Origin of the sequence: Sulfurimonas lithotrophica, from assembly GCF_009258225.1 — a bacterium.
Taxonomy (GTDB): domain Bacteria; phylum Campylobacterota; class Campylobacteria; order Campylobacterales; family Sulfurimonadaceae; genus Sulfurimonas; species Sulfurimonas lithotrophica.
Map to the genome: position 1 here is coordinate 578,466 of NZ_CP043617.1, position 26,189 is coordinate 604,654.

25 protein-coding genes and 1 tRNA gene are annotated in these 26,189 nt (G+C 31.6%); 13 read left to right on the forward strand and 13 right to left on the reverse strand.

Annotated features, from left to right (window positions below):
- Position 1: 1 nt before the first annotated feature.
- Genes FJR48_RS03055 through FJR48_RS03065 form a run of 3 tightly spaced genes read left to right on the forward strand, consistent with a single transcriptional unit; the run spans position 2 to position 2,681 of the window.
- Positions 2-1,288 (forward strand): (Fe-S)-binding protein, encoded by a 1,287-nt coding sequence (locus tag FJR48_RS03055; RefSeq protein ID WP_152306695.1) that lies wholly within the window; start codon positions 2-4, stop codon positions 1,286-1,288.
- Positions 1,288-2,112, forward strand: a complete 825-nt coding sequence (gene lgt / locus FJR48_RS03060) for a prolipoprotein diacylglyceryl transferase (protein WP_152306696.1) — start codon at positions 1,288-1,290, stop codon at positions 2,110-2,112. Before FJR48_RS03055 ends, lgt begins: the two co-directional genes overlap by 1 nt.
- Positions 2,113-2,114: 2 nt before the next feature.
- Positions 2,115-2,681, forward strand: a complete 567-nt coding sequence (locus FJR48_RS03065; protein ID WP_241856105.1) for an HPP family protein — start codon at positions 2,115-2,117, stop codon at positions 2,679-2,681.
- On the opposite strand, the gene FJR48_RS03070 is transcribed toward FJR48_RS03065, so the two are convergent.
- Positions 2,678-3,172 carry a DUF2062 domain-containing protein gene (locus tag FJR48_RS03070; RefSeq protein WP_152306697.1) on the reverse strand — a complete coding sequence of 165 codons (495 nt, stop codon included), beginning with the start codon at positions 3,170-3,172 and terminating at the stop codon, positions 2,678-2,680. The genes FJR48_RS03065 and FJR48_RS03070 overlap by 4 nt on opposite strands.
- Positions 3,173-3,287: 115 nt before the next feature.
- Between FJR48_RS03070 and FJR48_RS03075 the strand changes: the two genes are divergently transcribed.
- Entirely contained in the window at positions 3,288-4,547 is a 1,260-nt protein-coding gene (locus tag FJR48_RS03075) for a DEAD/DEAH box helicase (RefSeq protein WP_152306698.1), read from the forward strand.
- Here FJR48_RS03075 and FJR48_RS03080 read toward each other — a convergent pair.
- Entirely contained in the window at positions 4,544-5,284 is a 741-nt protein-coding gene (locus tag FJR48_RS03080) for a DUF4395 domain-containing protein (RefSeq protein ID WP_152306699.1), read from the reverse strand. The genes FJR48_RS03075 and FJR48_RS03080 overlap by 4 nt on opposite strands.
- Before the next feature lie 78 nt (positions 5,285-5,362).
- Here FJR48_RS03080 and truC point away from each other — a divergent pair, with 78 nt between their 5' ends.
- From truC to FJR48_RS03095, 3 genes are all read left to right on the forward strand, one after another.
- Positions 5,363-6,088, forward strand: a complete 726-nt coding sequence (gene truC, locus FJR48_RS03085) for a tRNA pseudouridine(65) synthase TruC (RefSeq protein ID WP_152306700.1) — start codon at positions 5,363-5,365, stop codon at positions 6,086-6,088.
- A 99-nt stretch (positions 6,089-6,187) separates the two neighbouring features.
- A complete protein-coding gene (locus FJR48_RS03090) occupies positions 6,188-6,505 on the forward strand; it encodes an Hpt domain-containing protein (RefSeq protein ID WP_152306701.1) in 318 nt (105 codons plus the stop codon).
- A 34-nt stretch (positions 6,506-6,539) separates the two neighbouring features.
- On the forward strand, positions 6,540-8,162 hold the full coding sequence (locus tag FJR48_RS03095) for an EAL domain-containing response regulator (RefSeq protein WP_152306702.1): 1,623 nt from the start codon (positions 6,540-6,542) through the stop codon (positions 8,160-8,162).
- Here the strand turns inward: FJR48_RS03095 and amrB are convergent.
- From amrB to FJR48_RS03110, 3 genes are all read right to left on the reverse strand, one after another.
- Positions 8,155-8,931: an AmmeMemoRadiSam system protein B gene (gene amrB, locus FJR48_RS03100; protein WP_152306703.1), complete on the reverse strand. Its 777-nt coding sequence runs from the start codon at positions 8,929-8,931 to the stop codon at positions 8,155-8,157. The two genes, FJR48_RS03095 and amrB, sit on opposite strands and share 8 nt — an antisense overlap.
- Before the next feature lie 17 nt (positions 8,932-8,948).
- Complete coding sequence (locus FJR48_RS03105; protein WP_152306704.1) at positions 8,949-11,567, reverse strand: ABC transporter substrate-binding protein; 2,619 nt, start codon at positions 11,565-11,567, stop codon at positions 8,949-8,951.
- Between the two features lie 239 nt (positions 11,568-11,806).
- Positions 11,807-14,839 (reverse strand): AAA family ATPase, encoded by a 3,033-nt coding sequence (locus tag FJR48_RS03110; protein ID WP_152306705.1) that lies wholly within the window; start codon positions 14,837-14,839, stop codon positions 11,807-11,809.
- A gap of 277 nt (positions 14,840-15,116) precedes the next feature.
- Between FJR48_RS03110 and FJR48_RS03115 the strand changes: the two genes are divergently transcribed.
- A complete protein-coding gene (locus tag FJR48_RS03115) occupies positions 15,117-15,371 on the forward strand; it encodes a tyrosine-type recombinase/integrase (protein ID WP_188108610.1) in 255 nt (84 codons plus the stop codon).
- A 92-nt stretch (positions 15,372-15,463) separates the two neighbouring features.
- Here the strand turns inward: FJR48_RS03115 and FJR48_RS03120 are convergent.
- Positions 15,464-15,540, reverse strand: a tRNA-Met gene (locus FJR48_RS03120).
- A 206-nt stretch (positions 15,541-15,746) separates the two neighbouring features.
- On the opposite strand from FJR48_RS03120, the gene groES reads away from it, so the two are divergent.
- Together groES and groL are read left to right on the forward strand one after the other, a co-directional pair.
- A complete protein-coding gene (groES, locus tag FJR48_RS03125) occupies positions 15,747-16,007 on the forward strand; it encodes a co-chaperone GroES (RefSeq protein WP_152306707.1) in 261 nt (86 codons plus the stop codon).
- Between the two features lie 11 nt (positions 16,008-16,018).
- Positions 16,019-17,659 (forward strand): chaperonin GroEL, encoded by a 1,641-nt coding sequence (groL, locus tag FJR48_RS03130; protein ID WP_152306708.1) that lies wholly within the window; start codon positions 16,019-16,021, stop codon positions 17,657-17,659.
- A 32-nt stretch (positions 17,660-17,691) separates the two neighbouring features.
- Here the strand turns inward: groL and FJR48_RS03135 are convergent, their stop codons facing one another.
- The gene (locus tag FJR48_RS03135) at positions 17,692-18,369 is read right to left on the reverse strand and encodes a class I SAM-dependent methyltransferase (protein ID WP_152306709.1); all 678 of its coding nucleotides are present in this window, start codon (positions 18,367-18,369) and stop codon (positions 17,692-17,694) included.
- A 44-nt stretch (positions 18,370-18,413) separates the two neighbouring features.
- Complete coding sequence (locus FJR48_RS12540; RefSeq protein WP_152306710.1) at positions 18,414-19,829, reverse strand: HD-GYP domain-containing protein; 1,416 nt, start codon at positions 19,827-19,829, stop codon at positions 18,414-18,416.
- 77 nt (positions 19,830-19,906) lie between these two features.
- Between FJR48_RS12540 and FJR48_RS03145 the strand changes: the two genes are divergently transcribed.
- Both FJR48_RS03145 and FJR48_RS03150 read left to right on the forward strand, forming a co-directional pair.
- Positions 19,907-20,155 (forward strand): hypothetical protein, encoded by a 249-nt coding sequence (locus FJR48_RS03145; protein WP_188108611.1) that lies wholly within the window; start codon positions 19,907-19,909, stop codon positions 20,153-20,155.
- An 8-nt stretch (positions 20,156-20,163) separates the two neighbouring features.
- Positions 20,164-21,012, forward strand: a complete 849-nt coding sequence (locus tag FJR48_RS03150; protein ID WP_152306711.1) for a patatin-like phospholipase family protein — start codon at positions 20,164-20,166, stop codon at positions 21,010-21,012.
- Here FJR48_RS03150 and exbD read toward each other — a convergent pair whose 3' ends face one another.
- From exbD to pyrC, 5 genes are read right to left on the reverse strand one after another with little or no spacing between them, the layout of a single operon-like run.
- The gene (gene exbD, locus FJR48_RS03155) at positions 21,013-21,405 is read right to left on the reverse strand and encodes a TonB system transport protein ExbD (RefSeq protein ID WP_152306712.1); all 393 of its coding nucleotides are present in this window, start codon (positions 21,403-21,405) and stop codon (positions 21,013-21,015) included. It abuts the gene before it with no gap.
- Complete coding sequence (gene exbB, locus FJR48_RS03160; protein ID WP_152306713.1) at positions 21,392-21,838, reverse strand: TonB-system energizer ExbB; 447 nt, start codon at positions 21,836-21,838, stop codon at positions 21,392-21,394. Before exbB ends, exbD begins: the two co-directional genes overlap by 14 nt.
- Before the next feature lie 13 nt (positions 21,839-21,851).
- Complete coding sequence (locus tag FJR48_RS03165; RefSeq protein WP_152306714.1) at positions 21,852-22,676, reverse strand: sensor histidine kinase; 825 nt, start codon at positions 22,674-22,676, stop codon at positions 21,852-21,854.
- On the reverse strand, positions 22,666-23,319 hold the full coding sequence (locus FJR48_RS03170) for a response regulator transcription factor (protein WP_152306715.1): 654 nt from the start codon (positions 23,317-23,319) through the stop codon (positions 22,666-22,668). Before FJR48_RS03170 ends, FJR48_RS03165 begins: the two co-directional genes overlap by 11 nt.
- On the reverse strand, positions 23,312-24,319 hold the full coding sequence (gene pyrC / locus FJR48_RS03175) for a dihydroorotase (protein WP_152306716.1): 1,008 nt from the start codon (positions 24,317-24,319) through the stop codon (positions 23,312-23,314). The genes FJR48_RS03170 and pyrC overlap by 8 nt, the downstream gene beginning before the upstream one ends.
- Before the next feature lie 98 nt (positions 24,320-24,417).
- On the opposite strand from pyrC, the gene FJR48_RS03180 reads away from it, so the two are divergent.
- Entirely contained in the window at positions 24,418-26,187 is a 1,770-nt protein-coding gene (locus FJR48_RS03180) for a sensor domain-containing diguanylate cyclase (protein WP_152306717.1), read from the forward strand.
- The last annotated feature ends 2 nt before the right edge of the window (positions 26,188-26,189 follow it).

Sequence of the window (26,189 nt, forward strand, 5' to 3'; positions counted from 1 at the left end):
AATGGATAAAAAAACAGAAGATATTTTTAACTTTACCGCTGTCAGTGATGAGTGTGTAAAATGCGGTAAATGTATCCCGGTATGTACTATACATAACGTTAATGCCGACGAGGTTACAAGTCCTCGTGGTTTTATCGATTTGCTTGGTGCATATAAACGTGGTCAGTTAGAACTTGATAAAAATGCAAAAGATATCTTTGAGTCTTGTTTTTTATGTACAGCTTGTACGGAAGTATGTCCAAAATCACTCCCTACGGATATGGTAATTGAGCAAGCTCGTGCAGATATAGCACAAAAATTCGGTATAGCTTGGTATAAAAAACTTTTCTTTTTACTTCTTCGCCACCGCTGGTTAAACGACTTGGCTTTTAAACTGGGTTACGTTTTTCAAACTTGCGGATTTAAAATAAAAGCCGAAATAGACTCTATGAGTCCGCGCTCTTTTGTCCCTATGATAAAAGCAGATCGTTTGCTGCCGTCTTTAATGAAGACTTCGTTTTTAAACTCTCACGAAGAAAATATAGATAATGGCGGAAAAAGAAAAGTAGCAGTATTTATCGGTTGTTTGGGAAACTATAACTATAAAAAAGTCGGGGAGTCTCTTTTAGAGATTTTAGAGACTTTGGAGATAGATGCTTTCCTCGCAAAAGATCAAAAGTGTTGTGCGGCTCCTGCATATTTTACGGGTGATTTTGATACGGTTGATCATAATGCAAAGTTCAATATTGAATATTTTGAGAAATTTGGTGATGATATCGAAGCTATCATAGTTCCTGAAGCTACTTGTAGTGCTATGCTGAAGATTGATTATGAACACTTTTTTCATGACCAGCCTGAGTGGTTAGAGAGAGCAAAAAAAATAAAAGATAAAATATTTATGGCTACAGAGTGGCTTCAGCATCATACCCAGTTAGAACAACTGTTGGCATCTAAAAAAAGTATGCCAAACATCGTTACTTATCATGATCCTTGTCATGCTAAGAAGATGCAAGGCATCTACAATGAACCAAGAAACCTGATAAGACAAAACTATAAAATAGTCGAGATGAGTGATCCAAATCTTTGTTGTGGATTTGGCGGTGTAACTATGCAGACTGAGAAGTACCACTTTGCAGAAGCTGCAGGTAAACCTAAAGCTGCTATGATAGAAAAAAGCGGTGCGGAAATTGTAAGTGCTGAATGTTCAGCGTGTCGTATGCAGATAAACAACTCCATGAATGTAAGCGGCGTTGAGAATGTCGAGTTTAAAAACCCTATAGAACTTATAGCAGAGGCTTTAAGAAAATAATGCCAAATAGCAGTTGGAATCATATATACGATAACTTTGATCCAATAGCGTTTCATATTTTTTCTTTTCCTATTCACTGGTATGGGATGATGTATGTACTGGCTTTAGTTAGTGCTTTATATATCGGAAAATATTTTATAAAAAGAGATAACCTAGAGTTTAAAGAAGGACATTTGGATATCTATTTTATATATATTGAGATAGGTATAATCTTAGGTGCAAGGCTTGGTTTTATCCTTTTTTACGATTCTCATACATCTTATTATTTAACTCATCCTTGGCAGATATTTAACCCTTTTGATGCAAACGGTGATTTTGTAGGTATTCGAGGTATGAGTTATCACGGTGCTATTATAGGTTTTTTTATCGGCTCATACCTTTTTACCAAAAAGTACAAGTCTCCATTTGGAAAAATAATGGATTTGGTCGCAATATCCGTACCTCTTGCTTTTACGTTTGGTCGTATAGGAAACTTTTTAAATAAAGAACTTATTGGCAGGGAAACGGATGTAAGCTGGGGCATCTATGTCGATGGCGTACTTCGTCATCCATCACAACTGTATGAAGCCTTTTTAGAAGGAATTTTAGTTTTTTTAGTTGTTTACAGCTATAGAAAATACCAAAAATTCTCAGGAGAACTAATACTCGTATATGGGATGAGTTACGGGATATTTCGTGCAATCGCCGAGATTTGGCGTGCCCCTGATGCTCAAATAGGTTATATATGTTGTAATTTTATAACCCAAGGTCAAGTCATGAGCCTTGGAATGGCTAGTATTGGAGTTATATTTTGGATTTATTTTTATAAAAAAAGCAGAATTTAAAATTGAACAGACCAAATAAGCTAAAAAACTATATGTTAAAAATGAAAGGCTTTGAGAAGTGTCCTCCAAGAAAACCGTTTTCTAAAATACTTTGGTCGTGGTTGGGTGCTTTTTTAGGTATATATACAATATCTATATTAAATGAAAAAATACATCTAAATGCTACCGATACTTTGTTTTTAGTAGGCTCATTCGGTGCATCCGCAGTTTTAATATTTGCGGCTCCTCAGGCGGATTTTTCACAACCGAGAAATTTTTTAGGCGGTCATGTTATATCTGCACTCGTTGGCATAACGATTTATAAGTTTTTGCATTTTGATATAGAAGTTTTAAGTGCAATCGCCGTTTCCGTAGCAATTATAGTGATGCACTTTACACGGACAATTCATCCTCCCGGCGGAGCAACTGCTTTGGTAGCTATAGTGGGTAGTGAGCAAACGCATCAACTTGGTTATCTTTTTGCTTTTATGCCGATACTGTTAAACTCTTTTGTGATGTTTGTTATAGCTCTTGTAATTAACAACCTCTCAAATAATCCAAAAAGACATTATCCGCGTTACTGGTTTTAATTTTTTCTATCGTCTCGATGTAGTTTTCTGTCTCTATGCACCGAGCCTTTCCAAAAGTGATTTACTATCCAAAAAGCAAGTGATGAACCGACTATAGAATAAAAAGCAGTCCCTGTGTATAAGGGAATAAAAATATTGTCCAGATTATTGCTAAACCACTCCAGTGTCATCTCGACGGGTTCCGGTTTTATGCCTAGAAAAAAACTGCCTGTTAAATATTCCATGTAGTACATAGGCGGCATTGTAAAAGGGTTTGATAGCCAGCACATAGCAAGTCCTAGCGGGACGTTGAACTTAAAAAAAGGCATAAAAGCTAGTATGGCAGCCATCTGCATAGGCATAGGTATAAAAGCTATAAATATACCCAAAGTAACTCCGCGAGATACCATTTTTCTATTTGTAGAAAGGTATTCATGAGGGACTTTATATTTTTTTATAAACTCTTTTATCTTTTGGCTTTTTGATATTTTTTTTAAATTTTTTCTGACCATCTGATTTGCTTTGTTTAAAGTTGTGATTTTCTCATATATTAATTTTGGAAGATTATATCTTTAATATGCTAAAATTTCATATAAATTTACAAGTATAAAAGAAAAGAGAAAATATATGTCATTTGAAAAATTGGGTGTGATGAAGCCTTTACTCTCAGCTATAAAAGAGTTAGGGTATAAAAATCCTACAACTATACAAACAAGAGCTATTCCGCTTGTTTTAGCAAAAGAGGATGTATTTGCAACGGCTCAAACGGGTACGGGAAAAACAGCAGCTTTTGGTTTACCAATGCTTCAAAGACTGCGTAACACGAGTGCAGATGAAAACAGAACTCTGCGCGGTGTTATTTTATCTCCTACGCGTGAGCTTAGCATCCAGATATATGAAGATTTAAACAACTATGCAAAAAATATGAAATTAAATATAGCCGTACTTGTCGGCGGTAAAGATATAGAATCTCAGCAAAGAATTTTAAATAAGGGTGTAGATATAGTTATAGCTACACCAGGGCGTTTGATAGAACATGTGGATAAGGGTTTAAAACTTAACGATGTAGAGATATTTGTACTTGATGAAGCTGACAGGATGCTTGACATGGGTTTTGTAAAAGAGATAAAAAAAACTCATCCATTACTTCCAAAAAGACATCAAACACTTCTTTTTTCGGCTACATACTCCGATAAGGTCAGAAAACTCTCAAAACTCATCCTTACAAAACCGCAGTTTATAGAATCAGCTAAAAAGAACTCAACGGTAGATACTATAAATCAAGTTGCATATATGGTCGATACCGATAAAAAAGCAGCCTTGTGTGCATATCTTATAGGTTCACGCAACTTTAGACAGGTGCTTGTATTTACAAAAACTAAAGTAAGTGCGGATGAGCTTGTTGAAGAGCTTAAAAAAGACGGACTAAAAGCTGATGTGATTCACGGCGATAAGACGCAGGCAAAACGTCTTAAAACTCTTAATATGTTTAAAGAGGAAAAAATACGCGTACTTGTAGCTACGGATATTGCATCCAGAGGTTTGGATATAGAAGAGTTGCCATATGTAATAAACTATGAACTTCCAAGCGTACCTGAAGATTATGTGCATCGTGTAGGGCGTACGGGTCGTGCAGGGCGTGAGGGAGAAGCTATAACACTTTTAGATATATACGAGAAGTTTGATATAAAAGAAATTGAGCGTTTAATAGGTCAAAAAATACCAAAAGAGACGGTTGAGGGTTTTGAGCCAGATCCGACTATAAGACGTAAAGACGTTGAAGAGACTAAACTAAAGTCCGAGCATAAAAAAGAGATTAAAAAACCTCGTAAAAAACATTATAAAAAAACTACCAACAAACACAGAAAGGTGACGAAGAGAGGTTAATCTTCATCATCCCCAAACTCATTTTCTAGCTGTTTTTGGTATGCTTCATCTTTTTCTTTTTGAAGCTGTGCATCTGTTAAAATTGCTTCATGAAGAAATTCACCAAAGAATGTTTTAGGTTCTTGGGTTGCTAAAAACAGATACGTTCCCACAATTAGTCCAATCATAGATATTGCCGTTATTGTTTTTTGAATTGGGTTAAAGGTCTGTATAGGCTCTTTTTGACGTACCTCACATACACCTCCGGGGCAGTGTTTTGCTTCCTCTTTAGTTATAGCTTGGTAAATTATACAACCTATACATATTGAAAATGCACTCTCAAGAAAGGTAAGTAAAAGACAAAGTACGCAAAGTAGGACTTTATAAAAAGATATATCCCAATTTATTACAAACCACCACATAATCGGAATAAAAATAATCCAACCAAGCGTCCATGCAAATCTTTTTTGCAAAGCACCGACATATTCGGGTTTTTGATTTTGGACAAAGAATCTTCCCATAAGTAAAGAAGGAACGTAGTTTGTACTTATCATTCTCATAGTAAAATCAAAAAACATAAATGCAAGATATACTCTTGCAACTATTGTGTGATTGAAACCAATAGCGACAAACACGACAATCATCCCAAGTGTTCCAAGGATTCCTGCCGCCGCTCTTGCTTCTCTTTCATTGATAACTCTTATATCGTATCCCGGAACTTTTGCTCCGTATTCCCATAAAAAACTGTGTAAGCTCAAAAAAAATCCTTGAATTACTTTTTATTATATAGAATTATATCAAATTTATATCACAAAAATTAAATGATACAATTTCATATGAATGAAAATGAAGAATTAGAGATTTTATATAAAGACGAATATTATATAGCCATTAACAAACCAAGCGGTTTACTGGTGCATCGTTCGCCTATAGACAGGCATGAAACCCGCTTTGCGATCCAGATGCTACGTGATCAGATAGGTCGCTATGTATATCCACTGCATCGTTTAGACAAGCCTACTTCGGGAGTATTGTTTTTTGCACTTGATAAAGAGAGTGCGAACCTAGCATCCGAGCAATTTAAAAACCATAGCATTGAAAAAACTTACTTGGCAGTTGTACGCGGACATACCGAAGATGAAGGTATTATAGACTATGCTCTAAAAGAAAAACTTGACAAGATAGCCGATAAAGATTCCCGTAACGACAAAGAAGCTCAAGATGCAGTGACACATTACAAGACTTTGGCTAAAACAGAACTTGACTACGCAGTCGGGCGTTATGATAAAGTTAGATATTCCTTAGTTGAACTAAAACCAAAAACAGGTAGAAAACATCAAATACGCCGTCATATGAAACATATATCACACCATCTTTTAGGAGATACCAAATACGGAAGAGGGGAGCATAACAAACTGATACGTGCAGAGTTTGATTGTCATAGAATGCTTTTACATGCAAGTAAGTTAAAACTTTACCATCCATACCTGAAAAAAGAGATTTGTATAAAAGCAAAACTTGATAATACTTTCTCCTCGATATGCAAATTTTTTTTTGAGTAATTTACCTATAAGATAATTTTACTATAATATTCGTATAGAAATTATTTCATATAAAACAGTTTTAAATAAGATACTCACTTAAGTACAAGAGGATGGTAGATGGCTTACAGCATTGATTTAGAAGCAATAGCAAAAGAATTGGATTTTGATTTGGAAGATGTTGAGATGTTAGTTGATGTTTTTTTAGACAGTGCCGAGGAAGGTCTTGTTGAACTAAAAGATGCAATAGCTCAAAATGATTTAGAATCAATATTCGCTTCATCGCATGCTATCAAAGGAAGTGCCGCAAATATAAAACTTGACGAGATATCTTCTCTTGCAAGAAATATAGAAAATAGTGCAAGAAATAATAATACAATGGACTATGAAAAGGAATATAATAAATTAAAAGAATTGGTAGAATCAATAAGAGTATGATAAGATTTACAAAATAGCAGGAGGATTATGATAAGTGAGAGCTGAACTTAGTATCTTGATTGTAGATGACTTATTAGATAATCGACTTGCAATAAAAATTGCATTAAAAAAAGAGGGATATAAACTTTATGAAGCGGCCAACGGTGAAGAGGCTTTACAAAAGTGTATAGAGTTAACGCCTGATGTAATCTTAATGGATGGTATGATGCCTGTTATGGACGGGTATGAAGCTACAAAAGCAATTAGAAATTTAGAAGAATTTAAAAGAACACCGATTCTCATGATTACGGCATTAAGTGAGAAAGACGATAAAATAAAAGCTCTTAATTTTGGAGTTAACGATTTTATCTCCAAACCTTTTGATAAACATGAACTAATAGCCAGATGCAAATCTTATGCAAATCTCTCAAAAATAAATAAACAATATATACTTGCTTCTAAAAACCGCTTTACAAATCTTCCTAACAAATCTGCTTTGATGGATGATATTAATTTATGTCAAAATCCTGTGTTGGTATTATTTAAAATAAAAGACTATGAGCTTCTTGAAGAGTTTTATTCAGAAGAAGTCGTAAACAGAATCGAGTCAAAATTTGCCAAAATAATTCCGGATATCATACCTGCAAAATGTAAAAACTCAACTTTATATCATACCTCAGACGGCGAGTTTGCACTTCTAAACGATAAAAAAGATGAAGTAATCGTAGTGGATGATATGTATGAAACATGTACAGAATTTCAAAGTAATATCAGAGACGTCAAAATCCTTTTAGATAACTATGAGTATGAAGTAGCTGTTGACATAAGTTTTTCATATAATACAAAACAATTGTTTGAATATTCAAGAATAGGTTTAAGTCATGTAATGAAGGGAAAAAGAAATATTATTTTTTCCAATGAGATAGTAGAACATGTTCATAAAGAAGCGGAAAAAAATATAAAAATGATTAAAACGATTAAAAATGCATTGGATAATAAAAAAATCGTATCTTATTATCAGCCGCTTTTTAACAATAAAACAAAACAGATAGAAAAGTATGAGTCTCTTGTTCGAATTATTGACGAAGACTATAAAGTAGTATCTCCGTTTTTTTTCCTCGATATTGCAAAAAAAGGTAGATATTATACAAGTATCACGAAGTGTGTCTTAGATAATAGCTTTAAAGCATTAAAAATGACGCAAAACGAAATCTCTATAAATTTATCTGCTTTAGATATTGAAGACAGAGCTTTATCTTCAAGAATATTAGAGTTTTTAAAAAATAATAAAGATTGTGCAAAAAGGGTTATTTTTGAGCTTTTGGAAGATGAATTGTTTTATGATTTTGAGAGAGTTAAAAATTTTATTACAGAAGTTAAAAAATACGGTGTGAAAATCGCTATAGACGACTTTGGAGCAGGTTATTCAAACTTTGAAAGATTAATTGATTTTCAACCGGATATAATTAAAATAGACGGTAGCTTGATTAAAAATATACATGAAAATACTTTTAACAGAAACGTAGTGGAAACAATACAAAGTTTTGCTACCAAAATTAATGTTAAAACAGTTGCGGAGTTTGTATCAAACGAAGAGATATTTAATATAATAAACGAGATTGGAATCGACTTTTCCCAAGGTTATTATATAGATGAACCAAAAGAACTTTTTAGTTAAAACATGCGCTTAGATATCCTACTACGTTAGAGTTGTCACCGCTTGCATCTGCACTCGTTCTATAATCGAGTATTTTTGATTTTAAGTTTAACTCATTGGCACTTAAGAGCATCGCTTCTATACCTATAATACCGCAAGCCTCGCAACCTTTATGAAGAGAGTTTACATCCATATTTTTTACGGCATCTATACATATTGCATCTAGAGAATTTGCATCTTCTAAATTATAAAAGTGGCTTAAATCAGTCGATATAACTACGCCCCAGTCTTTTTTTTCATATATATATTTTATTAATTTTGAGAGTTCTTTTGGATCTTCTTTAGAATAGACTAATTCTATAATACTTGCGTCTTGTATATAGTGCTTTATAAATGGAAACTGTACCTCGGTAGAGTGCTCACGATGCGCTTCATAATATGAAGATATATTAAACTTTGATTTTAGTTCGTCAAATATATCGTTATCCCCTTTTATCTCTCCAAAAGGTGTATCATAAGCCTCAAAATTACATATACTGCTTCTTTGAAATCCAATCCTGTGAGAAGGACCTATGATTAAAAAGTTTTTAACCGAGCTGTTTTTTAAAACTTTATATGCAATGTTTGCCGTAAAGCCTGAATAGATATAACCTGCGTGTGGTACTATTATAGCTTTTGAAGACGGTAAGGAAATCTCTTCTATTAAGGAAGAAAAATGCTCAAAATATTTTAAAATCTCTTTTTCCTGACTCGGGTAAAAAGTTCCGGATACGCTCATATTTCTAGTCATATAATATCTCCTTTTGTTTAGTTAAGATATTCGCTTAAAACTTGTCGTAACATATTTTTATCTACCGGTTTTGTTAAATAATAATCCATCCCTGCAGATAAGAATTTTTTCTTATCGCCTTTTAAAGCATTTGCCGTTAGAGCTATAATAGGGGTATGTTTTAGTTTATTTTTCTTTTCTATCTCTATAATTTTAGAAGTTGTTTCAATCCCGCTCATATTAGGCATATTTTCATCCATAAGTATTACATCGTATTTATTGTTTTTAAAATATTCTATTGCTTCAAAACCGTCGTTTGCTATATCGTAAGTTACTTTTTCTTTTTTGAAGATGACTTTTATAAACATTTGATTTGCTTTATTGTCTTCTACCAACAAAATATTTCCTTCTAACTCTTTTTTTATGTCACTAAGTTTTGGTTTTTCATCCTCTTGCTCATCACTGGTTTCAAGAGGGATAGAAAAGTAAAATTCACTACCTTTGTTCAGTTCACTTTTTACATCAAGTTTACCTCCCATCATCTTAATAAGGTTATAAGAAATAGATAAACCTAAGCCTGTACCTCCATACTTTCTGGTGGTTGAATTGTCCTCTTGCGAAAATGGCTCAAAAATCCTTTTTTGATATTCTTTTGAAATACCGATACCCTCATCCTTTACTCTTACTCGCAGTTGAGATTTGTAGTACATGATATCTACAAAAATATTTTTACCTTCCGCCGTAAACTTAATGGCGTTTCCTATAAGGTTATTTAATACTTGCTTGATTCTTAATACATCTCCTTTTAAGATTTTCGGGAGTTCATTTATGGTCAAATACAGTATTATGTTTTTTTCGTTTGCTCTAGCTTCAAAAAGTTTTTTTGTTGTTAAAAACTCATTTTTTGGATTAAAATTTATCGAGTCTATAGTTATATTTCCACTCTCAATTTTGCTAAAATCAAGTATATCGTTGATTATATTCAACAAATCATTACTTGCACTATTTATTACGCCTAAATACTTTAAGCTTTCACTATCTCGTTCTTTTTCTTTTAAAAGGTCTATAAAACCCATTATGGCGTTTAGCGGCGTCCTTATTTCATGACTCATATTAGCTAAAAATTCCGATTTGGCTATGTTTGATTCCATAGCTTTTTTTGTTTGTTCTTTTAGCTCTTTTTCGTGAAGGATAGTTTTTGTTATATCATATATAGTACCTATACTTTTTACTAGATTGCCTTTAGCATTAAAACTGTGGATGATGTTTTCTTGTACATATCGTATATCGCCGTCGTCTCTTAGTATTTTGTACTCGATATTGCATTGCTGTTTGTCCGTCATACTTTTTTTACGGGCTTTTTGTACATGCTTAAAATCATCAGGGTGTACATAAGAAAGAAGAGTATTTTCATTTGGTTTAAATGATTGTGGTTGAAAGCCTATTATTCTAAAAATTTCATCGCTCCAATCCAGCTTTTTTTGTTTTACGTCATAGTTCCATGAACCTAGATGGGCAATACTTTGTACCTCTTTTAAAATATTGTTCTTTTCGTTAATCTCTTTTGTTCTTAAATCCACGGTATCTTTTAGTTTTTTACTAAATAATAAAAGTGAAAAAATTATAATTATGACTACTATTACAAAAATCAAAAGTATGTTTAAATATTTTTCATAATTCGGTTTATCCGTATTTGGATTCCAAACTAACTCTTTTAGAGCTTGTTTTAATGAATCTTTATCGGATTTGTCCATCTTTTCAAATGCTTGGGCGGCTTTATAAAATCTGTCTGAATTTGTATAACCTATATCTACCAACTTTCTAACCATAAGTTTTTCATACAGATTTGCTTCATATAAAAGGGCATCAAGAGTTGATTTGCTTCCGTATTCATCAATGAGGGTTTTTGCACTTAACTCTTTATTGTCCATAGCATAGTTCCATCCTTTTATAGATGCCGCAAGAAATTTTTTTGAACGTTCTGGATTGTTTTTCAGTTCTTTTTCTCTACTAAAGAGTATGCCGTCATATAAATCAACACCGTAGTTTACGGGATTAATTATATTAAAATCGACATCTTCATCCAGTAAGTCAAATATAATACGACCGGAATGTCCGGATATTACATCTATCTTTCCTTCTAAAAAATCTTTATAATCATTTTTAAAAGGTATGTATGTATAGTCTGATTTTTTAAGACCAGAAGAACTTAGCAATACACTTACTGCAGCATTATCCGTAGCTTCAGGGTAAGAAATGATTTTATTATTCATTTCCAAAGGACTGAAAATCATAGTATTTTCAGCTGATATGAGTACAAGTGGAGAGTGTTGAAATATAGATGCCATAACTTGTACGGGATGACCGTATGAGCGGTAAAGTAAAATGTTTGAATCCGAGATGCTATATGTAGCTTCGCCGTTTATAACTTGGTCTATATTATTTTTGTTAAAATTTCTCTCTAATATTTTTACATCAAGCCCCGCTTCTTTATAGTAGCCGTTCTTTAAAGCCATATAGTAACCTGCAAATTCAAATGTACTTAGACCGTTAAGTTGAAGAGATACTTTTTCTAAGTTATTATTGTTTGCATTTAAACAAGATACGTAAAATAGTAAAAATAATATGGTTTGAAGGAAATTTATTTTTAAAAACATAAGATGATTTTAGCATAAATATACTCTAGAAAGAAAAAAATTATAAATAGTTTTTTTGAAGATGGTGTCAAGAGAGAGATAGCCAAAATAGAAATATAAAAAGCTATAAATGCCTATGAATAGGCACTTTCTAATTTCATAAAACTTTAAAAATGGAACAATTGGAGTCATTTATGGAACAGTAATTTATGATTCAACAGTTCAAAAAATACTTTTTAATTATTAACAAATATTGTTTTTTAGTTTTCTTTTAAACTAAACTTACTAAAAATTTTATTAAATAGTTTGTTGTATTTTGTATTCTGCTTAGGCTTATTTTTATAGTAGTTATCAAGTTTTTTTCTAAAAGTTCCTTTTTTATCTTCATCTAATAATAACTCAAATGCTTCATATTGTTTTAATGCATGAATATATATATCAAGATAAGGAGCGTAACTAGAGCCATTAAATAAATTATTACTTAGACCTATGATATTTTTAAACTCATAACCTATTTGAATATATTTCCCAAAATGTTGATAGTAAATAATAGTTTCTACAGAATTAATTATATTAATCAATGCACTTTCTGAAAATAATAACCTTAATTCATCTAAATTATTCAATTTTAATGCAACATATATAGTAAAATAAAATTCATTAATATCTGCAGTATTATTAACTACGTTTCTAGAATTAATAATATTAGTAACTTTTTCTAAATCATCTTGTTTAAAAGTCTTCATAGAAATAAACATTATTTCTAAAATTAGATGTAATTTATATTGTGATCCAGAGGTAAGCGTCTGTATATTATTTAAAAGGTCATCAATTGAAAATTTTATTGGTATTTCGTGATTGATAATATTGTGTAATATATTTAAATTATTTGAAAGCTTTATAAAATACTTATTTAATAAATAAATAAAACTTTCATTATTAAAGTTCTTTGACATATAATCATTTATAATGTGAGAATCATTATTAGAAAACTTTTCTTGTTCAAATAATTTAAGGAGTTCAGCATCTAACTCTGAAAAATCAATTGACTTTTCCTTATCTATAAGTTTTGTTCTTCCTTTTTCAATGTCCAATGTTTCTTTTAAATCTTCTTTATTATTTGAGGACAACTTTATTTTCTCTTGATTACTTATATCTTCTTTTGCTTCTTTATTATCTTTGGATAACTTTATTTCATTTTTATTACTTATAGTTTTTTCTACTTTTTCTTTAGTCTCAATAGGTTCTTCTATAGTTTTTTTAGTATCTATGACTTGCTTCCTGCCTAAAGCTTTTGTACCTTCTTGTTTAACATCTATAGATGGTATATCACAACTGTCTAGTTCTAGTAATTCAACAATATCTAAAATCCATGATGGAATAAACTCTGAATTGTATTTAGAAACATAATAATTACAAATTTGTTGTTTTGTACTTGTTTTCTCTAAAAAGCTAATAACTTCTGAAAATTGATTAACATGTTCTATTAAACCATTAGCTTCATCAAATTTTAATAAAACAGCTTCTCCATTATTTGATGGTATTCTAGATATCTTACAATTATTATTTTGTTTATATGAGTTTAAAATTTGCTCAATATCAGTGCCAATAGCAATATGTTTTATTGTATCAAAATATTTTTTAGGTTCTAAACAATCTTCGACTTCAGTTTGGGAATATCTTTGTGTATTTTGAGCAATTTTATCTAATTTTATTATGTCTTTATGAATTTGAATTCTTCTAATGTAAATCGTATTATCTTTGTCAGATAGAATATTGTTATCCAAACCAAATTGTCTTAAATCAGTATCTACAAGACAAAGTATTTTTCCATGTATTTTAACTCTATCTTTCTGACTTAATGAAGCATAGAGTAAATGGTATAGCTTTTTTACATTACCACATCCACTTACTGGTATGATTCTAAGATTAGAATTTTTTTGATTAAATTTTAAATAATATTCTAAGTATTTTTTATCATCACTTCCTTCACATATTATCCATTTATTAAATCTTGTTGTTGATTTAATTGAAGTTATGATTGATGTAACTAATTCAAAAAAACTTTTCATTTCAATATCATCTGGAAATAAATCTTGTTGTTCAAAAAGATTATAAAAATCTAAGTTTTTAATTTTTATATCATTGTCTTCTAGTGCAATATGATTTAAGTTGCCATAATCACTAATAGGTAAAAAGCCATACCAATGTGTTGTACCTATAAATTGTACATTATGTTCTAAAACTAAACTTTCTAGTTGTTTAAACTGATCGAAAACATTTTTCATATGCATGGATGTTTCAGGTTCATCTACCGCTAATATAACTTCTTTTGCTCTTTTTGAACTTTGTTTTAAAAATGCTGTTGCTATATCAATAAGAGCTTTTCTTTTTTCACCAGAACTTAATTGAACAATATCTTTTCCATTTTTACTTAAACTTCTAATTGAAAAATATGCTTTAAAAATTTGTTCTCTAATATCTTTTGGAGTTAAATATTTTTTAAATTGTCTATCTGCTGTATAAGCGTAACTGTTATCTATATTAGAAATAATATCATTAACTTCATACATAAATATATCAAGCTTATTATTAATTGAATCTACAATTGATATTTTTTTACCATCTATTGAAGCTTTTGATGATAACATCTTTTCAGTATATTCTAAAATGTCCTCACTTAATAACATTTGCATTTCTGTTGTTTCCATTTTTAATATTTCGTCCACAGGTGTTTCAACAGGTACATATATGTATGAATATATATTTTTTATTTTTTCTATTAAGTTTTTAACATCTCCTATGTCAAATTCCATTTGATTAGTAATGAATTTTTCAAAAGAGAAAAAATAATCATTAACTTGCTTACTTACATGAAGAGGTGTTAATAAAAGATAATAGTCATTTAAATTATTCATTTCTTTTACTTCTTGTAAAAAGTAAAAAAAGTTTAGAACATGTTGATTTGATTTTAAATAGTTAGTATCATTGATATCCCAACTTAAAAATAAATCATTAATAGTGGAAATTATCTTTAATTCATTATTCGTTAAATTTAAAGATTCTTTTTTTATAAGGAAAACTGGACATATAAATGCGTCATGTTTTTTGGAATTTCTATTTATATTCCATTCTCTATTATTAAAAAAAATATCAAGTGCTTCTAAAATAGAACTTTTACCTACTCCATTTTCACCAATATAAAAAGTGAATGGCTTGTTATTTTTAACAGTAGGGATATAAAAAGTTTTTTCATAGCTTTTTATATTCCTTACAAATAGACCAATTAGCATATGTTATAACCCTTTTTTTTTAAAACTTTGTCAAAAAATCTGTATTACACATATTTATAAAATACATATTGATATTATTAGAAACAACTAAACAATTACAGATTAAAACTATATTAATAACCTATGTTTATAATTATTAATAAAGATTTTAGAAAATTGTATAGAGTTTATTATTTGTCTAAACTTAATGCAAATTAATTTATATAAATTTTTTAAATGATTTTTGTTAAAATCTAAATAGACCAATAATATAAATTAACTGGAACTAAAAACTCTTTTGTGTTTCTTATATAGTAATAAGGTAAGAGATTACTCTTGGAAAGACAGATTAAAAAGAGCAAATTTAGAATATAGAACAATCTACAACATTAGACACTCGTTTGCAAGTTTAATGATAAGTAAGGGTGAAGATATACTTTGGGTCTCTCATATGTTAGGTCACAGTTCAACTGAAATGACTTTACGAAAATATGTTAAATACATTAAAAATGAGAGAAAACAAAGAGCAGTTTTTTTACATAATGAAATCTAGTTTTGGCACACTAGAACAGAATTGGCACAATTTTGGCATAATTTAAAAATTTGATTCTCTGAAAGTTCGTATTTTAGGAGTTTAATTGAAGATGGTGTCAAGAGAGAGACTTGAACTCTCGACCTCCGGCTTATGAGACCAGCGCTCTAACCAGCTGAGCTACCTTGACATCCGTTTAAGAGGGTGGAATTATACTACCTAAAAACTTTAAAAAACCTTTTATTTATAGAAAAATAAATTATAATATAATAAACTCAATATACTTTAGCTTTAACTATATATAAATATTGAGTCTTATAGACTAAGAGTGTTGACTTTGTTACTAATTTTTAGTAATATTCGCATATTAATTTAGACTGTTTATAAGGAGTTAAAATGAATTTTACACCGTTAGGTAAAAGAGTATTAGTAAAAAGATTAGAAGAGGCAAGTACAACTGCTTCGGGAATCATTATTCCGGATAATGCTGCTGAAAAACCTTCACAAGGTGAAGTTGTGGCAATAAGCAGTGAGGTAAGCGAACTTAAAAACGGAAATAACGTTTTATTTGGTAAGTTTGCAGGCAATGAAGTTTCACTTGATGGTGAAAAGTATTTAGTTTTAGATGTTGAAGATATTTTTGGAATCATAGGTTAAGGAGAATTAAGATGGCAAAAGAGATAATTTTTTCAGATGATGCAAGAAATAAACTTGCACGTGGTGTAGCACAACTTTGTGATGCAGTTAAAGTTACTATGGGACCACGCGGTCGCAATGTTCTAATCCAAAAAAGCTATGGTGCTCCTATTATCACAAAAGACGGTGTGTCTGTTGCACGTGAGATAGAACTGAGCGATAAGCTAGAAGATATGGGTGCTCAACTTGTTAAAGAAGTAGCATCTAACACTGCAGATGAAGCAGGTGACGGTACTACTACTGCTACTGTTTTGGCTAATGCTATATTTAGTGAGGGTCTAAGAAACATAACAGCGGGTGCAAATCCTGTTGAAGTTAAACGTGGTATGGACAAAGCTTGTGAAGCTATTTTACAAAATCTAAAAGCTGCTTCAAAAACTATCAAAGATAAAAACGAGATAGCTCAAGTTGCTACTATCTCTGCAAACTCTGACAAAGAGATAGGTGATATGATAGCAGAAGCTATGGAGAAAGTTGGTCAAGACGGTGTTATCACAGTTGAAGAAGCTAAAGGTATCTCTGATGAGTTAGATGTAGTTGAGGGTATGCAGTTTGACCGCGGTTATTTAAGTCCGTATTTCATTACAAATACTGATAAAATGATAGCAGAGATTGAAAATCCTTACATTCTTTTAGCAGACAGTAAAATCAACTCGCTAAAAGATTTACTTCCTGTTTTAGAGCAAGTTCAAAAAACTAACCGTCCGCTTCTAATCATTGCGGAAGATGTAGAAGGTGAAGCACTTTCAACTTTAGTTGTGAATAAACTTCGCGGTGTGTTAAATATCTCTGCTGTTAAAGCTCCGGGTTTTGGTGACAGACGTAAAGCTATGCTTCAAGATATAGCTATTTTAACAGCAGGTACTGTAATCAGCGAAGAAACAGGACACACGCTAGAGGGTGCAAACATTCAGATGCTAGGTCAAGCTGCACGTGTTGTAATAGATAAAGACAACACTGTAATCGTTGATGGTGCAGGTGATGAAGCACAAGTTAAACAAAGAATCTCTGAAATTCGTACACAGATAGATGCAACTTCAAGCGAGTATGACAAAGAGAAACTTCAAGAGCGTCTTGCAAAATTATCAGGCGGTGTAGCGGTTATCAAAGTGGGTGCCGCAACCGAGACTGAGATGAAAGAGAAAAAAGACAGAGTTGACGATGCACTAAGTGCTACAAAAGCCGCTGTTGAAGAGGGTATAGTTATAGGTGGTGGAGCTGCACTTGTTCGTGCTGCTGCGAAAGTTAATTTAGAACTTGAAGAACACGACCAAAAAATCGGTTGTGAGATTATTTTACGTGCAGTAAAAGCTCCTATAAAACAAATAGCTCAAAATGCAGGTTACGATACAGGTGTTGTAGTAAATGCAATCGAAAATGCTGATAACGAGAACTTAGGTTTCAATGCTGCTACGGGTGAATATGTAGATATGTTTGAAGCAGGGATTATAGATCCTCTAAAAGTTGAGCGTGTAGCACTTACAAATGCTACTTCAGTTGCATCTTTACTCTTAACTACGGAAGCAGCTGTATTTGAAATCCCAAAAGATGAGCCGGCTGATATGGGTGGTGGCGGTATGCCTCCGCAAATGGGAATGCCTGGTATGATGTAAAAAAGCTTTTAGCTTTTTTACTTACAAAAGAATTATTTTATAATCCTTAACATCTCATCCGCACATTTTTGAAACTCATAATTGGTTTTTACTATCTTAAACTTATAACCTTTATTTTCTAAAACTTCTAATACATCTTTTAGATGGATAGATTTTTCATTTTTTAAATTTAAAATAGGAAAAATTCTAACTTCATTTTTTGAAACTCTTATCATTTCAAGTATAGAATCTATATGAAACTGTAGATTAAAATGCTCACTATATAGGAATAAAAAGTGTGAACACAAAACCAAATCAAAACTATTATCATTAAAAGATAATTTTGGTAATTCTTCAAAAATATATCTATTTTCTGATTTTCCGATTTCATAGTCTTTTAAAAAATTATTCATGGCGTTTAGTCTTATTTCTATTAGTTCATCTACACAAGAGATATTTCTCCAAACAAAATCATCTTTATTTTCCGTTAATTGATTGATAATTATTGATGATGTTTCATCTATCCTTTGTCTTATTTTTTTTTGCGAAAACTGATAAATAGGGTCAATTGATATAACATTTCCATTTTGTTTTGTTAGTTCATAGTTAAAACTTGACGGACCGTCTCCGCATCCTAAAATATTAGAGGTAATGTTTTCTTCATTTAGTAAAAACATCTCTTTATATTCTTTTAAATTTCTACCCCACGGTACCACTTGTTCTAAGTTCAAAATTATTCTCCGTTTGTTAATAGTTTTTTTGTTAATAATCAGTTTTATATACTATCTTTTAGACTATTTCTTATTTTTAAAATCTCATCTATATTTTCGAAAAACAATTTTACTAAACGTGGGTCAAAATGTTTTCCGCTTTCCTCTTTAAAAAGCTCAAAAATTTTATCATCATCCCAAGCTTTTTTATATACCCTATCAGAACCCAATGCATCAAATACATCTGCAACAGCCGTAATACGACCGTATATATGTATATCTTTACCGCTTAAGCCTCTTGGATATCCACTACCATCATACTTTTCATGATGTTCATATGCAACTATTGCAGCAGCTTTTAAAATCTCTCTACTAGAATTTTTTAGTATGTCATAACCAAGGTTTGCATGTGTCTTCATAATCTCAAACTCTTCTTTTGTGTGGCGTCCCGGTTTATTTAATATACTGTCGGGTATTCCTATTTTTCCAATATCGTGCATTGGGGATGCTTGTTTTAAAAGTTTTGCTTCATTTGCATCCATACCGTATTTTAAGGCTAAAAGCTCTGAGTAAAGTGCCACTCGTTTTACATGGTTTCCTGTCTCTTTGCTTCTCGTTTCTGCAATTTCCCCCATAGTATTTACAATTTCTGTTTGAGTTGAGACTATCTCTTGATTTAGGTTGCCAATCTCATGAGCCATAGATTCTATAGCTTGAGATATCTCACCTATCTCATCAGCCCTTGCAATATTATGGGTTATATTGTAGTTTGAGTGTTTTATCTCATGTATATTCTCAAGCACTTTTTTTGTGTCTTCTTTTAGCATCTTTCCAAAATAGTATGCACATATAATAGCTACCGATATAAACAAAACTATAACATAGGCTATCTCTTCTAGTATGTGAGAGCCTTGAAGCGTTTCATTTCTATAACGTGCAAGTATTAATATAATGGTTATGGAAGGGGCAGCACTCAGTATAAGAAAACTCTCAAAAATTCTGCGTGATATATTTTCGTTAAACTCTTTTATGTATAAAACATCAACTATCTGTTTATATCTTTGCTCAAATATTATATATTCAAGCTGGGCAAGAAGTCCTGCACCAAGCACCCAGTAACTGCTCAGAAGTTTTAAATGGCTTCCTATTGGAAAATAGGGATATAAATAGTTATGCAAAAGAAATGCTCCTATACCAGCAATCATCCAAGAGATAATAGATAGGTAGTACAGAAAACGAGGCAGAGTTAAACCTGATGGGGTTTTGTCGAAAAAATAGTATAGAAGTTCTCTGATCATAATATGAAAAATAAATATAATAAAAAGATTAAAGGTAAGGGTATTATAAGAAAGCTCATCAATAAATGGACATACGTTTATACAATAGTTTTGTGAAAAAATCATTGTTGAGAGTGAAGACAGATATAAAAAAAGACGTACTTTTGTAGAGATAATATTTGAGGGTTTAAGTCCACTTTTCATATGTTTTCTCAGTGTTAATATGATATTATTATTGCATTATATTATAAAATATAGATTAAGTTTAAAAAGGTTATATATTGAAAATCGAAAACCCGTTTGAGAGTGGACATATAAAAAATTATCTTTTAGCTTATGCATCCGTAGTTGTAATAATGGTATTGTTCTTTTTGGCTACATCACTCTTTCACGATGTAGAAGAGATTGAAAAAAAAGAATTTAGTACAAAAAAAGTTGTTCAAACATCAAAAGCAGATTTGAAAAAAGACACTAAAGAAGATAAATCTACGTGGAAAAGTGACTTAAAACTTATGGATAAGACTTATTAGGAAACGGTATGAAAAAAAGAGTTTCATTAGTTCTTGGGAGTGGTGGAGCAAGAGGTTTGGCACATATCGGTGTTATACGTTGGCTTGAAGAAAACGGTTATAAAATCGATTCTATTTCAGGATGCTCTATGGGAGCTTTAATAGGTGCTTTTTATGCCGTCGGTAAACTAGACGCTTATGTAGAATGGTTAGATGATATAGATACATTGGATATGCTTAAACTTTTAGATTTCAAAGGTGACGGCGGTTTGGTTTTAGGTGATAAACTCATGTCAAAACTTCAAGATATAGCCGGAGAGCATAACATAGAAGATTTGCCTATAAACTTTACAGCTGTTGCGACGGATATAAATGCAGAGAAAGAAATCTGGATAAAAAAAGGCTCGTTAATGGATGCGATAAGGGCATCTATTTCACTTCCGTTATTTTTTTCACCTTACCGTTATAAGGACAAGCTTTTGGTAGATGGAGGTGTTTTAAACCCCGTTCCGATAGCTCCTACGTTTAATGACGATACGGATATTACAATAGCTGTAAATTTAGGAGCCGAGCCAAGTTCTGATGTGATATCTGATGATAATAAAGAAGAACCTAAAGATATTAAATCCAAAATAAAAGAGTATATGAGTAAGATAACTATGCCTGACTCTGTCTTCTCGGAGAATGGAATGCATATGGTGGCTAACAAGTCTTTTGATACGATGCAGGGAAGTATTGCCAATATGAAACTTGCGGCTTATCCACCGGATATAGAGATAAAAATACCAAGAAATATATGTGGAATTTTTGATTTTAAGCTTTCAAGAAAGATTATTGATTATGGATATAACAAGTGTAAAGAGAGTTTTGAAAAATAGCTACTCTTTAGTAACTATATAAAGTTGTTCATGCTTCAATTCTTTTAAAATATCCATAACGCTTACAAAATCCTGAAAACGTGATTCTTTATCGCTTCTAAGTACTACCGTTTGCTCTTTGGAGATAGTCTCAAGTTTGGTTCTTAATTCTTTTAAATCGACCTTTTCTTTTTCAAAAAATAGCTCACCTTTAGCATTCACATAGATGTTGAGCTCTTTTTTTACATCTTGTTTGTCTGCTTTTTTGGCTTTTGGCAAATCTACGGGGATTACTCCCTGTTTTATAAAAGTGGCAGTAGTTAAAACCATAACTAAGAGTACAAGCATAATATCGATAAACGGTATGACGTTTATCTCATCAAATCTTTTTGGAGCTTTTTTACATTTTGCCATTTTGTACGTCAAACTTTGTAAGGATTCTTTCTATCTTTCTTAAAGATATAGTATAAAATATAATAGAGGGAATTGCTACTACAAGACCCATTGCCGTAGCTTTAAGTGCAAGTGCCAGACCTATCATAATTTTCTTTGCATCTACCGCCCCCGCATCTCCGAGGGTATAAAAGGTAATCATGATTCCAAGGACTGTTCCAAGAAGTCCTACATAGGGAGCGTTTGAACCTATAGCACTGATAACGCTAATGTTGTCCGTTAAATCCATTTCTAAATTGTCTCTATGGTCGTAATCATCTATGCGTACACTTTTGTAAAACATCATTCTCTCTATAAAAAGCCATAAAGTAACTATACTCATAAGAATAAGAACACCCATCACACCGTAGTCAACGGCTTGTTCGGCATATGCTAAAAAATTTATATCTTCCATATTGTTAAATCCCTTATTTAAACATTAGAGTTATTTTTGTACCATAATTCGGTTTTGAATCTATGGATAATTTTATATTTTGTTTATCGCAAAATCTTTTTACCAGACTAAGTCCGATACCAAAACCTTTTGCACCTGTATCGCCTTGATAGTATTTGTCAAAAACTTTTAGCAGTTCACTTTCATCCATACCCTGACCATAGTCTTGTATAGTTAAATATTTGTTTTTTAAATAAATATCTATAATATCACTGTTTTTACTGTATTTTATACCGTTATCGATTATATTATCAATAACTTTTCCAAGTCCAATTTTATCGTTAAATATGTTTACTCTCTCAAGTTTTAGTTTGAATGTTTTGTTGGGATAGATGCCTTGTAAAAAATCTATACGTTCTTTTACAAGTTCATCTAAAAAAAAATCTTCATTAATCTCTTTTGTAGTGTGGGTTTTAATCATATAATCTAGTTCGTTGTAACGTTGTTCAAGCATATTTGATGCACTAAGAATTCTTGAAATTCTTTTTAGATCTTTTTCATTATTCATATTTTTTGAAAGCATCTGTGTATTTGTTTTTATCGTAGCTATAGGAAGGTTTAACTCATGCAGTGTCTCTTTGGATAAATGTTCTATGTTGTTTAAGTGCTCTTGAAACGGTTCAATTGCCAATTTTGAGATAAATACACCGGAAAATATCGCAAGAGTTGCTAAAATGGCCAAAAGTAAGTAAACGTCGCCAAACTCTAAAACTTCTAAAAAGTAATACAAGACAAACAAAAAACCGAGTGTAGTGAAAAAGTAATATATAAAAATATTTAAACGTAAATTATGAAACAAGTTTATACCCTACGGCTCTTACGTTTTGAATATTTATTTCGGGAAGAAGATGTTTAAGACGGTTTATATAAACTCTTAATGCTCCATCGCTTCCACCTTCACTAAGATTCCATAACTCATCCAAAATAAGCTCTTTTGGTACGGTTGAATTCACGTGTCGCATAAGCAGTAGTAAAAGTTTATACTCTTTTTGAGATAAGTCCAGCTCATGAGATTTGTAAAGGATTCTTTTGTGGGTTGCATCGTGACATAACTCTCCGACACAATCTGAATTATTTGTTTTGGTTCTTTTAAAAATAGAAGCTATTCTAACAAGAAGTTCATCATTGTCAAAAGGTTTTTTTATAAAGTCGTCACATCCGTTGTTAAAGCCTTCAAGAAGTTTATCTTTTTCTTGATGGGAGGTAAGATATATGGCAGGTGTATTGTCACTTGCATCTCTTAACTCTTTTAGTAGAGTTAGACCGTCTATTTGAGGAACGTTTATATCCAAAAGATACAAATCAAACTTATTCTCAAATGTTGCATCCAAAGCATCTTGACCGTTTGGAAAATGAGATACGGCATAGCCTTCATCTTCAAGTAAATCTATCAGAGTTTCCCCAAGTAGTATATCGTCTTCTAAAAGTAGTATTTTATTCAACGCTTTGAATTGCCCAACCAATTTCTTTACCTGCATATAAAGGTACTACATCTGAGTAACTAGCCGGTACTTCAAAAGGGCGTTTTTCTAAAACGACTTCTTTAAATTCGGGACATATACCGTAGATGCTTTGTGCATTGTCGCTTACAAATGCTTGTAAGTTATCGAGTTTATCGTACTGTTCAAATATCTCACAAAGAAGCTGAAGAGCGATAGGTGCTGTAAATACACCGGCTGCACAGCCACATGATTCTTTTTTATTTTTGGGATGCGGAGCAGAGTCTGAACCGAACATAACTTTAGGATGAGCTTCTAGTGCAACACTCAGCAGTGCATCCAAATCCTCAGGACGTTTTGCTATTGGTTTGCAAAAGTGGTGTGGCATCATCATACCGCCCACTACGTCATCTAGTGTTAAAAGCAGGTGATGAACAGTTATAGTCGCATAAAGATTATCGTACTTGTCTAACATATCTACTGCGGCTTTAGTTGTGATATGTTCCATAATGATTTTTAGATTTGGAAAGTTTTTAGCTAAAAGCTCATAGATACTCATAAACTCGGCTTCTCTGTCCATAACAAAACCTGCTGTTTCGCCGTGTACACATAAAGGAATGTCAAGTTCACTCATCGCTTCTAAAGTTTCACGCATCTCTTCTATGTCAAAACTGCTAACTCCACCGTCCGAATTTGTAGTCGCACCGTCAGGGTATAGCTTTATTGCAGTTATATTATCAACAACACTCTCAAGAAATGCTTTATCGTAGTTTTTGTAAAAAAGTGTCATATACGGCTCAAAATAATCGTTTGGAACTGTTGCCATAATACGTTTTTTATATTTTTTTACATCATCTAGTGTAGTTACCGGCGGAACCAAGTTTGGCATAATTATAGCACCTGAAAAACTGTAAGCACTAAGAGGTGCAATGTTTTCAAGCATCACACCGTCACGAAGGTGTAAGTGCATATCTAGTGGCATCAAAAGTGTATGGGTTTTCATAAAAATCCTTAAAATATTTCTTATGTATTATAGCAAAATAAGTTATATGTAAGGTTAAGTTAAGAATAAATCATATATTACATAGATATAATATTGATATGAGCAGTAAAAAACAGCAAAATACAAATATTATAAACGAAAACAATATAGGTACTATTTTAACATTTGGACCTTTTATATTTATCCCTTTAACGGTATTGCTATTTAGTTTATTAATTATAAATACAAGCAATGAAAGCTTTAAGAAAAATGTAGAAAAAGTAGAACAAAATCTTCATCATACCCATAGAAAAACTATAAAAGCTCAAGTTGAATCTATGGTCAATCACATAGTTTACCATAAAAGCATCACAAAACAAGATATGAAAAAGCGTATAAAAAGCAGGGTAAACAATGCTATAAAAATCGCAAAAGCAATAGAGACAAAATATAGGGACACTAAATCAAAAAAAGAGATACAAGAGATAATTATAGAAGCACTTCGTCCGATGCTGTGGAACAATGGTGAGAGTTTTATATGGATATTGGATTTTAAAGGAGTTTTTTATTTGTCTCCAAAATATTTAAAGCATCTTGAGGGAAGTTCTATAATAGATTTTAAAGATGCCAACGGCAAGGAGATAATAAAAGATGAGATTAAACTTTGTAAAAATGAAGGGGAAGGTTTCTTATGGGATACTTTTACAAGACCCGGTTTTGATAAAACAAAACAGTTTAAACAACTTGCTTTTGTAAAAAGTGTAGGTTTTTACGACTGGTATATGGGAAGTTCGGAGTATCTTGATAGTGCTACTAAAAGTGCAGACAAAATTTTACTCACAAGTATATCAAAAATAGATGCTATGAACTCGAATTACTTTTATATTGTAAAAAGAGACGGGACTATGCTTTTGCATTCAGCCATGAATGAAATGGTCGGTAAAAATATTAAGTCGTATAAAGAGGGAATAGCAAAAAATATTTATAAAATGATATATGATATTTTTAGAGACAATAATTCAGGTTATATTACATATGATTGGGATAATCCAAAAACAAAAAAAGATGAGAAAAAATATACATATATACAAGCAGTGCCGAATTCTGACTGGATAGTTGCTACGGGTTATTACGAATCTACGGTAAAAGATGAAGTCGCAAAACAAAGCAGAGAATTGTATGAAGCTCATAACATGAAGCTTACAAACTTAGTTTTTGGAAGTATTATCCTTCTTATAGTGTCTTTATTTATATCATATTTTGTATCACGTTTTATAAAAAAATCGTTTGAAAATTATCAAGAAGAGATTACGGCAAAAGCCAAAGAGTTAAAAGTTTTAAATAATTCTCTTGAATCAAAAGTTAAGGAGAGAACTAAAGAGCTGATGCAAGCCACAAAAGATTTGGAAAAAATTGCAAAAACCGATTATTTGACAAAAGCTCACAGTCGGTACTCTATTATGGAAGTATTAAAGCATGAAATTCATCGTTGTAACCGTCATAAAACTATACTTAGTTTAGCAATGGTTGATATAGATTTTTTTAAAAGAATTAATGATATATACGGCCATGACAAGGGTGATTTTGTATTGGTTGAACTTGTTAAACTTTTAAAGTTAAATTTAAGAGATATAGACTATATTGGCAGATACGGCGGAGAAGAATTTTTGCTTCTGATGCCTGATACGAAAATAGCCGGTGCAAAGAGCACTATTGAGAGAATGATGAAAAGTATTTCTGAATATGACTTTGGGTTAGATAAACCTTTGACGATAAGTGTAGGTTTGGTGGAATATGAAGAAAATGAGTCTATAGATATATTTTTAAAAAGAGCAGATACTTTACTGTATGAGTCAAAAGAAAATGGTAGAAATTTAGTAACTATTTAAGT

Bases quoted from the DNA above. Each gene is read 5' to 3' on its own strand.
- pyrC (WP_152306716.1), bottom strand. From the start codon at position 24,319: ATGAAAACCCATACACTTTTGATGCCACTAGATATGCACTTACACCTT.
- groES (WP_152306707.1), top strand. From the start codon at position 15,747: ATGAATTTTACACCGTTAGGTAAAAGAGTATTAGTAAAAAGATTAGAA.
- FJR48_RS03110 (WP_152306705.1), bottom strand. From the start codon at position 14,839: ATGCTAATTGGTCTATTTGTAAGGAATATAAAAAGCTATGAAAAAACT.
- FJR48_RS03180 (WP_152306717.1), top strand. From the start codon at position 24,418: ATGAGCAGTAAAAAACAGCAAAATACAAATATTATAAACGAAAACAAT.
- amrB (WP_152306703.1), bottom strand. From the start codon at position 8,931: ATGACTAGAAATATGAGCGTATCCGGAACTTTTTACCCGAGTCAGGAA.
- exbB (WP_152306713.1), bottom strand. From the start codon at position 21,838: ATGGAAGATATAAATTTTTTAGCATATGCCGAACAAGCCGTTGACTAC.
- FJR48_RS12540 (WP_152306710.1), bottom strand. From the start codon at position 19,829: ATGAAAAGTGGACTTAAACCCTCAAATATTATCTCTACAAAAGTACGT.
- groL (WP_152306708.1), top strand. From the start codon at position 16,019: ATGGCAAAAGAGATAATTTTTTCAGATGATGCAAGAAATAAACTTGCA.
- FJR48_RS03055 (WP_152306695.1), top strand. From the start codon at position 2: ATGGATAAAAAAACAGAAGATATTTTTAACTTTACCGCTGTCAGTGAT.
- FJR48_RS03150 (WP_152306711.1), top strand. From the start codon at position 20,164: ATGAAAAAAAGAGTTTCATTAGTTCTTGGGAGTGGTGGAGCAAGAGGT.
- FJR48_RS03105 (WP_152306704.1), bottom strand. From the start codon at position 11,567: ATGTTTTTAAAAATAAATTTCCTTCAAACCATATTATTTTTACTATTT.
- truC (WP_152306700.1), top strand. From the start codon at position 5,363: ATGAATGAAAATGAAGAATTAGAGATTTTATATAAAGACGAATATTAT.
- FJR48_RS03090 (WP_152306701.1), top strand. From the start codon at position 6,188: ATGGCTTACAGCATTGATTTAGAAGCAATAGCAAAAGAATTGGATTTT.
- lgt (WP_152306696.1), top strand. From the start codon at position 1,288: ATGCCAAATAGCAGTTGGAATCATATATACGATAACTTTGATCCAATA.
- FJR48_RS03075 (WP_152306698.1), top strand. From the start codon at position 3,288: ATGTCATTTGAAAAATTGGGTGTGATGAAGCCTTTACTCTCAGCTATA.
- exbD (WP_152306712.1), bottom strand. From the start codon at position 21,405: ATGGCAAAATGTAAAAAAGCTCCAAAAAGATTTGATGAGATAAACGTC.
- FJR48_RS03070 (WP_152306697.1), bottom strand. From the start codon at position 3,172: ATGGTCAGAAAAAATTTAAAAAAAATATCAAAAAGCCAAAAGATAAAA.